Source organism: Oligella sp. HMSC09E12, assembly GCF_001808505.1.
Lineage (GTDB): Bacteria > Pseudomonadota > Gammaproteobacteria > Burkholderiales > Burkholderiaceae_B > Oligella > Oligella urethralis.
The window spans coordinates 22,091-33,239 of record NZ_KV793598.1 but is presented as its reverse complement, the minus strand read 5'-3'; the positions used below and the strand labels follow the sequence as shown (position 1 = coordinate 33,239).

9 protein-coding genes are annotated in these 11,149 nt (G+C 44.9%); 1 reads left to right on the top strand and 8 read right to left on the bottom strand.

Going from position 1 to position 11,149, the window contains the following annotated elements; translation table 11 throughout:
• The 4 genes from HMPREF3179_RS08700 to HMPREF3179_RS08685 all read right to left on the bottom strand — a co-directional run.
• A partial coding sequence (locus tag HMPREF3179_RS08700) for a host specificity factor TipJ family phage tail protein (protein WP_070470743.1) occupies positions 1-4,996 on the bottom strand: 4,996 nt, incomplete at its 3' end.
• Positions 4,987-5,364: a hypothetical protein gene (locus HMPREF3179_RS08695; RefSeq protein WP_070470741.1), complete on the bottom strand. Its 378-nt coding sequence runs from the start codon at positions 5,362-5,364 to the stop codon at positions 4,987-4,989. The genes HMPREF3179_RS08700 and HMPREF3179_RS08695, both read right to left, overlap by 10 nt.
• Positions 5,364-5,864: a DUF1833 family protein gene (locus HMPREF3179_RS08690; protein WP_070470739.1), complete on the bottom strand. Its 501-nt coding sequence runs from the start codon at positions 5,862-5,864 to the stop codon at positions 5,364-5,366. Before HMPREF3179_RS08690 ends, HMPREF3179_RS08695 begins: the two co-directional genes overlap by 1 nt.
• The gene (locus tag HMPREF3179_RS08685; protein WP_070470736.1) at positions 5,861-6,208 is read right to left on the bottom strand and encodes a hypothetical protein; all 348 of its coding nucleotides are present in this window, start codon (positions 6,206-6,208) and stop codon (positions 5,861-5,863) included. Before HMPREF3179_RS08685 ends, HMPREF3179_RS08690 begins: the two co-directional genes overlap by 4 nt.
• A gap of 78 nt (positions 6,209-6,286) precedes the next feature.
• Between HMPREF3179_RS08685 and HMPREF3179_RS08680 the strand changes: the two genes are divergently transcribed.
• Complete coding sequence (locus tag HMPREF3179_RS08680) at positions 6,287-6,736, top strand: hypothetical protein (protein ID WP_070470734.1); 450 nt, start codon at positions 6,287-6,289, stop codon at positions 6,734-6,736.
• Here HMPREF3179_RS08680 and HMPREF3179_RS12135 read toward each other — a convergent pair.
• From HMPREF3179_RS12135 to HMPREF3179_RS12410, 4 genes are read right to left on the bottom strand one after another with little or no spacing between them, the layout of a single operon-like run.
• Entirely contained in the window at positions 6,699-6,983 is a 285-nt protein-coding gene (locus HMPREF3179_RS12135) for a hypothetical protein (RefSeq protein WP_141743461.1), read from the bottom strand. The two genes, HMPREF3179_RS08680 and HMPREF3179_RS12135, sit on opposite strands and share 38 nt — an antisense overlap.
• Positions 6,984-6,994: 11 nt before the next feature.
• Positions 6,995-10,174 (bottom strand): phage tail tape measure protein, encoded by a 3,180-nt coding sequence (locus HMPREF3179_RS08675; RefSeq protein WP_070470731.1) that lies wholly within the window; start codon positions 10,172-10,174, stop codon positions 6,995-6,997.
• 58 nt (positions 10,175-10,232) lie between these two features.
• Complete coding sequence (locus tag HMPREF3179_RS08670) at positions 10,233-10,871, bottom strand: hypothetical protein (protein ID WP_070470729.1); 639 nt, start codon at positions 10,869-10,871, stop codon at positions 10,233-10,235.
• A gap of 57 nt (positions 10,872-10,928) precedes the next feature.
• Positions 10,929-11,129, bottom strand: a complete 201-nt coding sequence (locus tag HMPREF3179_RS12410) for a hypothetical protein (RefSeq protein WP_210398764.1) — start codon at positions 11,127-11,129, stop codon at positions 10,929-10,931.
• Between the last annotated feature and the right edge of the window lie 20 nt (positions 11,130-11,149).

Genomic DNA, 11,149 nt, shown 5'->3' with positions numbered 1-11,149 from the left:
CCACAACAAAGTTTGAGTTGAATGTGGCTGAATATGTTCCTCTAATATATAGGTTGTCTACGTCAAATGGGCCCATGAATTTGCCTCCAAGATAAAACTCGTAATATGAGTAGTTGTATCTTCCTGTTGAAAAGGTGTATTCAAATAGGTAATTACCAGGAGGAAAGGTAATACTCCATGATTGATTATTTGTCCTAGTTACATTCAAAACAGCTAATGTTGACACCGCACCATTAGCAATCTTAATCCTATCAACCTGTAAATCACCAATCTTCGCACTCGATATGGCAGCATTAGCAATCTTCGCACTAGTAATCGCTGCATTAGCGATTTTAGCATCAGTAATTGCTCCATTAGCAATCATGGCGTTTGTTATAGCTGCATTAGCAATCTTGCCGGATGTGGCTGTGATCGTGTTAGCAGCAAGTCTGTCTGCTGTGATTGTATTTGCTTGAATCCTGTTGCCGTGAAGCGTATTTGCAACCACACGGTCACCATTCAGTGTGTTTGCAGCGATTCTGTCGCCAGCAATGGAGTTAGCCGTCATGTGTTGGGTTTTGATTGAGCCATCGACGATGAGTTGTCCGGTCATGGCACGATTAAGTTGAAAGTTCGCACCTCTCCAGAAGTTAGATGTCTGGTGGTCACTTCCTGGGATGTTGTATTGGACCCAAAATCGTGCAGATACTGCGTTCGCAGGAATTGTGACTAACCCTGTATGTGCCTCAGGATTCCAAGAGCCCGGAGCAGTTACAGTAAACCCTTTAATCCATCTCCATGTTTTATCACTCATTGTTATTTGAAGACCTACACTACAAGAAGCTATTGGTGTATTAAATCTCCAAATATCTGCTGACACTCGGAATACTTCTCCAGACACTACGGGGAAATGGTTTCCATAATAGGCGTCTCTTTTTTGAAATCTACCCTCAAAGCCTGAAGGTATGTGTGTGCTAGAAGTTATTAATACGTTAGTCCATCCATGGTCACTTTCCAAAAACTGTCCATTAAGAACTAAGTTAGTGAAATCAGTCACAGTCAACTTACTAGCTGTAATCGCACCAGCAGAAATCTGGTCAGCGCCCACTGCGCCTGCTGCGATTTTGCCGACAGTAACGCTGTTTGCCGCCAATTCGTTTGCTGTCACACTGTTAGCTACAAGCTTATCGCCCGTTAAAGATCGAGCCTTAACGTGCCCTGCATCGATAGCATTTGCAGCGATGTGGTTAGCCCCCACTGCGTTCGCAGCAATTTGATTAGCTTGCATCTGTCCAGTCAGCTTCGTCGTCGGGATAGCGGGAACCTGATTTAATCCCAAGGTGCCGTCAATCTTATCAGCAGGCAAGCTGTCGATATCGCCCACTTCTTGGATTACAGGCTTCCATACGCCGCCAACATAACGATAAAGTTTCCCAGTGCTTGCAAGGATGACTTGGTCGTTTTCTTTCCCTGTCGTCGGCATTGTCGTGACAACAACCGGCGGCTTAATATTGTCAGCAAACTTCGTAATCGTAAACGCACCGTCAGCAATCATCTCTTCTGTGATTGACTGCGGGTCGAGCTTTAATAAAAGCGGCTTCGCCTTATAAGACGGGCTGATGTTGAGATTATCTTTGCCGAACGTATCGTACCCAGCCGCCCAAATGTAATAGTCTTTATTCTCAAGCGGTAAGCCGTTAATTTTCTCAAAAAAGTACTGATTAAATGTACCATCAAAGTGCGCATTAGCAACGGTCGGAACAAAATTTACATTGTCGCTAATCCAGTATAAAAAACCTGAAAAATCTTCATCATCGGGCTTTTTGCACGTGAACATGAGCGATTTTACATTCTCGAAAACCTCGATACCCTGCAGGGGTCCAATTTGGGGATTCGTAGCAGTTACTTCCACCCAGCCTGACTTGCTCTCGCCTTTGCCTAACGCGCGCACTTTAAACGTGAGCGTTCTGGTCAAACCGCCATCTTGCAGCATATCAGCGTGAGAGTACGTGTAAGTTAGCGTATCGCCAATCTTAACGTTTCTTCTCACTGCTGACCCCGACTCAACTTGCACCTCATAGCCAGTTGCATTAAGTACGCGATCCCATTTGATACGGACTGACGTTTTATTAAAACCCCCAATCACCACTAAGCCAGTAGGAGTAGGGATTAGCTCATTAGTGCCAGCCACCACGTGGTTATACGTCATGGATTCTGACGCGCGCCCAGCTTTAAATGGCGTGACCTCAATCAATAAATCGTCGCCAGTTTTAGCAATAATAGATACTTGGTTGCCATACACGCTATTAAATTGGCTATGCGCTACTCCGTTAGCACTAATCGACACATTCGAAATAGCGGATTCGCTCAACAGCCACGTAATAACTACAGTTGCGCTGTCGGTTGCTTCATCAGCGTCCTTTTCAGTAACAATGATATCCATGACGGAGATTGGGCTATAACCGTACTGACTATCTAGCTTTTCCAAATGATGAAAATTGCCACTTTCCGCCGCGTAATATTCCGGCACGTACTCAATCGCTTCAAAGGTAAAGACCGAATCACTCTTTGGTTGCACGCTCTTAATATGCAGCTTTTTACCCGGCGTTTTGACTGGATCGTACTGCCACAAATAATCGTGCGCCGTTTCGTCAGTCGGTGGTTCAAATCCTGCCGGCCAATTGCTTGTGACAGTCAAACTGTCCGTATCACCACTGCCATTCGCACGTAAATACGCAATCTTATTACTAGGCGAGCGCAATGAAAGCCAACCGCCTGACACGCCTTTTACATAGCCGTCTAAAACGATCGTCTTTCCACTCGCTCCCATTAGGCGGCCGCTTTGCCCCCAGCTATTCAAGTCATGCGTCATCTCAACCACATCACCACGAACCGCTAGCATACCCTCAATATCCATATCCCAGCGGTGCTGCTTGCGGTGGTAGTGCTGTGAGGCAGCTAGTAGATTGGCTTCACGACCTGCCATGCTGACATCGGTGCAACCTTCTAAATCGAGCGTAATCGGGTTGTTTACATCGTCAGCGCCCGGCACTTTTTGACGGACCACATCTTTTGCATAATCACGGTCTTTATTAAAAAAGTTGATGATGATTTCATCGGCCACTTTCGTATTGATGTACGTGTATTCATAACTGCCAGCAATAATATTCGCTGGAGTAATCATGGTGGTGGTTGGAATATTCGCACTATCAAACACAACACCGCGCTTACCTGTCTGCCACGTCACACCTGCTCTTCCCGCCCTAGCAATGGTGTAATAAACATCTTCGATCGACATTTTGCGATCTAACACCCAGTTGAACGTTAGATTCTTAGCGTCACAAAACGCAGCCCACGCGCGGATGCCGTCCACATCAATACGTGACAACGGCAAGCCCTCGCCATATACTCGGTGGCCGTTATTGTCAAAGCGACCTAAAGCCCAGTGTAAATACCACCATGCCGGATTAGAGGTCTCCTCCTCTACCCAGGTGCCATTTTTCCAGATTAGACACTTAGCGCTTGCGATAACAGATAGTTCATCAATCGCACCGTGCAGCTGGCTTGTCGCTTTGATGCGCACTGCTAAACGGTCTTGCCCGGAGTAGTCAGCATCATCTGCTTGAGTAAAGCGAATCTGAGCGACAGCGGTTTTATTGCTACGACGACTCGTATTGATATCAGCTGTTACTTTACGCACGCGAATATCATATGTGCCACGAGGGACATTAACGCTCATTGTTGCTCGCGCTGGCTTTTGAGGACTACTACCTTTTAACAGTTGAACGCCAGTACCACTCGTGTGAATAACTGGATTAGGAGCAACGCCTTGCCACGATCGGGGTATTCGCACCCAGCGCCACATGAATGTTTTGTATTCTTGCTGAATTGCGCCAGTAAATACGTTTCGACGCGTTGATATTAAAACCTGCTCAGTCTTGCCGTTTGTGTGCTCGTCAGGGTCGGTTGTTCCGTAGCGCACTTGATTCCATACAGTACGCTCCCGCTCATGATTACGACCGCCACCGTATTCTTTTGTGTAGTAACCCAAAGACCAATAGTGAGTAGCTTTCGTGCTGTACGAACCGCCAAGCGGTAGCCATTGCGTTGTGCCCTGTTTTCGGTACTGCGCTTCTACTGTGACTTCTTCGTCACGCTCTTTACCATCATTAGCAATGTTGTAAAGATTCGCGGTTAAATCGACATCAATAAATTCAGTGTCTGCTGGCGATGTGCGCAAAGTCCAGCCATCAGGCTGCGTAAACTCAAATCCCTCAATCGTATCCACGTTTCCGGACACAAGCGTCAAGCCGCCATCAGCTAAGCTTCGCTGAATCTCAACCTCACGGTAATTTCCGATGATTGTTTCGCCAATCTTGATTTGACTAATATCAATGCCGGGCTGAACGCCTAAATGAAATGCCTGACTCAGATATTGATCGTCCCCAACGAACGTTGTGTATGGTTTAGATGCTAAATACGGCACTAATTTATGCTTACCAAAAACCACCGTCATTGGACTGTAAGGGCTCATCTGATTGCGCCCTGCACTAATGCCGTAAGTCGGGCTTTGCTCTTTTTCTTTCGCTCCCATTTGCGCCGGCTTAATTGGTGGCAGGACTGCGCTAATCAGTAACGAGCCGCCTACCATGATTAAGCCGGTAGCAATTTTGAAGCCTGTCGTGCCGGCTGTCAAACCCATAGCGCCAGCTGCATAAGGAGCCGCAACAGCAAGCGCAATCATCGCAACAATACTAAACACCTTGCGTCCGCCTGAGCCTTGAGCAACGCTTCTAAGTGTAATAACATCGCCGTGCTTAGGTACGTAACTCGCCCAGTCTGACAAGATGCGCTCACCACCAACGAATAAGGCAATATTGGCTTTAGGCACATCTACTTTATTGCGCACACAATATGCCGACAATGTTTCGCCATCTAAAAAACTGGCGTAATGGTACTCACGACCATCACCTAACAAGGGGTGCGGATTGCTAATTAATGTTGGTTTCAAATCCATTTGTAAAAGCCTTCTAACTCATAACCTTGAATCGACATCTGCCTAAGCGGTGTAATAACGACCTTGCCTAGTCGCTCATCGCTGTGCAAAATCCAAGGCTCATAATTCAAATACACATAAACACCGATATGGAAAAAACGATTACGGCATGAAAAAAGGACGGGGTAGCCGTCCTTTGGTGTGTCTGTCCTCTCTGCCAGACTATCTTTGTAGTGTGCGATTTGCCGTGCTTGCGCTCGTAGCCCTACTTCATGCGGTGGTGCATTAACGTCAACGCCTAAATGTTCTTTAGCGACCAGTTCTGCAAGCGCCATACAATCCCCATCAACCGGCACGTATGGCATATCTAAATACTTCTCATACCACATTAGAAAAGCCCCGGTGAGCGCTCAGGTGTGAAAAAGTATGCTACTGCGTGATTGTCTTTAGCGACTTGATTAAAAAGCAATTGGCCTGTCACTTTTTCGTTATTAACACTTAAGTTGCTCAGATCGAATAGCATTTCTGACTCAATATGCGGATCGCTTCTTAGCGTCTGGATGATGCGAACTTTAACGTCACGTCCTCCGTGAACCGCATCTAGCCATTGGCTAAACGTGCGTAACTTACCATTTTCATCCGCAAACTCATGTGAGCCAATGTTGTGTACTGATAAGTTGCCGACAGCCACCTGTCTATCTACATCGTCAGGCAAGCTCAGCTCAAACGGACACGCTTGCCACGTCTTGCCAAATGCGACTAAATCCACTGAGTCATCACACACATAAATTCGCGTTGGCATCTGCGGGTGGTAAATCTCAAGCAAGTTGATTATCGGCTCGTCAGCATTTAACGCCGTGACGTTGCGATTTAAATTATCTGTCGTCATAGCCCTACACTCTCCATTTCACAATCAGCAACCCATGCATCAAGTCCGGTTAGCTCAAACTCCCAACTCGTGTTTACAAAGCGGCACTTACATAAACCATTGATCGGGTCGTTGTAGTTAAAAAACTCCGTACCTCCACCGAGGTTGTCTAGCCAATTTTCAAAGCTCCGTTTATTATCCTTGCCGTTGATGAATAACTTAGCTGAGCGCACTCGAAGCGCCTTGGAGCGTCCCGGACGCTGCTTTCGTAAGCCGTTATCCATTGTCGATTGACGGATATTCCAATCCACGCCGTCTGTATAATTTTCACGTAAGATTTTTACGTAGTCAGGTAATGTTTTCATGGTTCCAATACTTAGAAATCCCTTTTTATAGCCAAAGTTGTATCATCGTTAGCAACATGATTACTTGTGAGCTCTCAAATGTATTTAACAATCGATGATTTTGAAAAAAACGTTAACCCTCTATACAAGCCTTTTTTCGCGTTAACCATCAACCAAGAAATTCCCCAATCTATGGTAGAGATTTCCCAAGCTTATGTAGAAGCTGTGAATTTAATTGGCGAAAGAACGAATCTAAGAAAGGTCATTAAAATTGCTCTTTCAACGACCCCCTTTAACTTTGATTTAATCCGTGCTCATCTAATTTGCGAGACAAAAGGTAACACTTTTCATGTGACGATAGATGACTTCGTGTTTATCGATATTAACAAAATCATTGATTTACCCTATCCTTTAATAGTGGCATCAATTGTTGAGGAGTTTGTCCACTCTCATATGAATATCAAATGCGAGGAACTTGCTGCAAGTGTTGTCGCTTCAATTTGCCCCAACATTAAGTATGAAAACAATCAATACCATGCAGTTTACTAATTGTAGAACTCATTGCTTTTAAATTAGTTGTTAGCATCTTTCCAGATCTGATTTTGTCAGAAAAACAACTGCAATCAACATTGGGTGATGCTGGCAACTCCATCCATAACAACGCTCTTGATGTCTTGTTTTTAACAATATCGCCCTCTTCTTGCGTTAATGTCTCTACTTGTTGCGTCCCATCTGCTCGATAAACAAGAATTGGTTTATTAAGTGGAGCTAAGTGTATCAATTTCCATTTATTCATAAATATAATCCTTAAGCCGTCTGTAAATGTTTAAGCGTCTGTGAAATCTGCCCATTTCTATTCAAATCATCCAATACCACGTCGATAATCATCTGTTTGCCGTCAAATCGTGCGTTCGACTGAGCAGATACCGGCGTTTTCGAGTTGTTTACGATGTTCACTTGAACGCCGCCTGAACCACTAGCCGGTTGCGGCAACGTACCAACATATCCGCCGCTTGCGTAACCACGATGTAAGCGCTCTAAGCGGTCAACACCAATTCGCTTGGTAGCTTCTTTGCTGAACACATACTCACCTTTATGTACGATCCCTGCAGGTTCGTATTTGCCCCCATGGCCTGTGTAACCGCCTCCTGCAAACCCAGAAACAAACCCACCATCAGCAAACATGCCGCTAAACATATTCGCTAGCGGACCCATAATAGATTGCTGAATAGCGATGCGCATCATATCTTTAATGATTGAATCTGCAAGTGATTTAAAGTCAGCTTTACCCGTCATCACAAAATCAACCAGCGCATCTTCCATGCCTTTAAACGCATTACCGACTACATCGCTTACTGATTTGTAGACGTTTTCAACTTCATCAGCATAATTACGTAATCCTTCAAGCGCCCCTAGCTTCCAGTTGGCTTCTAGCTCTCGCTTTGCTTCGTGGTGCTGTCTGACCATTTCAAGCTCAGTATCTAGCGATTCTCTGATTAGCTCAAGCTCTTCATCGGACAGCCCTAACGGTGAGTTACGGCGCGCATCGATAATGTTTCGGTAGCGATCCTCAACGCGTGCTAAGTCACCAATCAGCTCGCGCATGTTATTGCCCTGGCCGTAGGCTTCAAGCTCGCGCATGAACTGCATTTGCGTGATTGTTTGTTGCTCGCGCAAGTCTCGTAACGTTTCTTCTAGCTCAATCTGCTGTTTTGTCTGGTCATACTGCTTCGCAGTTTCTAGTGCTAGTTGTTTTTGCGCTTCGGTGCGGAATTGCATAGAGCCGACTGAAATCTTAGCGAGCAACTGCTCGTGCTCCGTTTCTTTGCCGAGTAGCGCAATGCGCTCGTTTAAGCTACGAATGTAATCTGCGCCAGCGTCCGATCTAGCACCACCACCGCCTTTGCCTCTGCCGCCACCACCTCCGCCACCGCTTCTGCCGCCCCCTGAACTTTTAGGCTTAGTGTTATTTATAATGTTGTCGATGATCTTTTGAGTGCCCTCAGAAACGCCTAAAGATTCAGCGTGTTTAGCAAAGCCCTCATTAATGCTTGCGTATACTCCCGCTTGAACATCAGCAGATACATTACCCTGAGCGAACGCCCTAGCCGCGGCCATTACTGATGCCATTTGCTGAGCTAATAACGCTACTTTTTGACGTTCAATATCTAAATTCCGAATATTATCTAAAGCAGCTTCTCTGGCTTGAGCGTCTTTATCGCGTATCGCGTCTTGTAAATTTCTAAATTCTTCGGCTTCTGCTGAGACAATGCCTGCCATCTTCTCTTGGACATGGTTAGCACCCTCTTGTCTTGCTTGATACTCACCAAGCTGTCTAGCATTCATGCCGATAGTGTCACGAGCTGATTCTAATTTAGCTAAATATTCATCCCACTTAGACATACCTGCTGGTGTAACTAGCCTACTTAATGCTTCGCTAGTTTCTTTAGCCTGTGTTTTTAGATCTTCGTGCGTATTTTTTAAATCTCTAAGGCTTTTTTCTGTCTCAAATGCTTTACTTTTTGCATCAATCAGACTAGCAATAAATTGAGTGTATGAACTGGTTTGTTCGCGGGTCACTCTACCGCTTTCAACCCAAGATTCAATCAGCTGCTTAATAGATTGCTCCATCTGCTCAGCTGTTAAGCTTGTATCTCTAGCTATCTCGATAAGCTCAGCTCTCATCTCCTTGAGTACAGTACCTCGTGAAAAGATGCTTACATCAGGACTTATTGCATTGCTTAAATCAACCCACGCCAATCTGATTTTTTCAGTTTCCTCTTGAAGCTGTCTTGATAGTTCATCTAAATGATGTTGTCTTGAGTATTCGCCAAGCTCTTTAAACTTCTCTACGGCACTATCGACTGAGCGCGACAAGTCATCTAAAGAAACCTTTGCGTTGTTAGTATCATCTTTCATACTAGAAAAAGATACACCAACAGCCATAGCCACGCCTGACAGTACGCTTAAGCCCATAATCACTGGGTGCGCTCTCATAGCATTTAACGCTAAGTTAAGAGCCAATACACCAGTTTTTAAAGCGAATACGCCTGTCTTTAAAGCAAGCACACCTGTTGTTGCTACTGCTAAACTGGTAGTTACGCCAGCTAAGATAATGGAAAACTCCCTAGCGTTGTTATTTGCTACTTTCAGCCCTACCGTTAGCGCCTCAATTGTTTTTGAGTAAATCGGTTGGTATGCTTCACCCATTTTTACAGCTAAGTTATCAGCATATCGAGCCATTGACCCCATTTGCTTATTAGCGTTTTTCATGGACTCTTCATATGCGCCAGCTATCGACTCGCCTTGCTCCATAACGGCATTAACACGAGCTTGCATTTTTTCTTGCTCGCTAAGCTCTGAGGCTGTTACACCTAAAGTTGCTGCAAAGTTTCTGTATGCCTGCTCAAAGTTAACTGTAATACCAATGCCGCGCAAGATTTCGGTTTGCGATGTCTGGACGCCGTGGATCAATCTCTCTAAAGCTTCAGAAGATGAAATATCACCAATGGTCGCAGCGTCTTGCGCCAATCGAGCTAACTCAGTTGCTTTACTTAAGTCCATTTGCGCTTGAATCATGCGCGTGATGACTTGGCGTGACTGTGTCATCGAGATGCCCGTAGCTTCTAACTGTTTTTGAAGTGCCGCTAAACGCTCTTCTGAGTAGCCCGCATTTCTGCCGACTACATTCATAATCAAGCCAATTTGTTCATAACGCCCAGCTGCAAAAGCAGAGTTCTGTATTTGACCCCAAAGCTTAGCAACTGAAACAACGCCAGCTAAAGCTGTCGCCATTTGAGCAACTGAATTAGATGCTTTGCGCATCTGGTCGCCAGTTTTCTTCGCGCTATCTCCAACACTACTAACACTTACTGACGCATCAACACCTGCTTCTTTTAATCGGTCTAATACTACTTTTAAATCTTTCGCTTGTTGCTCAGCAGTGCGACTATCAATAACAATCGATAAACGTGATTCTTGCGCCATTTGTTTCGCCCATAAAAAAAGCCGCCCCGAAAGGCGGCCAATTACTTCTTTGCGTGGTCTATCTTGGTGATAGCACCTCGCCATTTATCTCTAAGTGTTCTACTCGTTGCGTCTGTTTATTAACTCGGCAAATCACTACGGTGTCCATCTGTACGCCAAAAGCATTAGGCATTTTCAGCCCATCTTCTCTGCGCCACAAAAAACCATACACACGGTCAGTTTCTTGTGCCTCTTTAAATGGTATTTTTACTAAATCACGATTAATTGATGCTGATTTAATCGCATTGTCACAAAGCGCATGCGCATCCATGTCGGTAAACGTATCGTCACTGCTTGTAAACATCGATACGCCAAAAAAAGCTATCACCGCTACCATAATTGCTAATACAACGCCATAGGCAACGGGTGAAGTTGATTTGTCCTCAATCGTTACGCTGTTCGCTTTATCTAGTACGCTCTGTTTAATCGCTTCCATTTGTCCTTGTTGCGATCGTTTAAAGATGACTGAACTTGTTTTAGCATTATCAGAAAAAAACTGAATATTACCTCTAGCAAATACATGTGGTGAAACCCACTTGACCTTAGTAATCTTATCTAGCGAAATACTAACTACTCCTTTCGCACCAAAGCCTGTATCCTCTACACGAACACCACTCTCAGTTAAAGTTATTTTTGCATTTAAACCCTGCACTTCCATTGCTTTACTCTCCTTTTCAATGGAAGAATAGTAACAATTGAAACTATCTAAGGCAAGCTAGCCGTTAATATCTGAGACCACACTGCTCCATATTGACTCAACGTTTTCTTGCTTCTTAGGCTTGTCTCCATCTAAGATTTCAGCATCTAATGCAAATAAGTAAATATCTAGCTCCTCGCGCGGCAATGGTGACGGGTAAGCGTCTAGCACTGCGGTGACGTCTGCTGCTGACAACGGCAGTGGTACACCACCACTCATGCTGACAATGTATTGCCGAG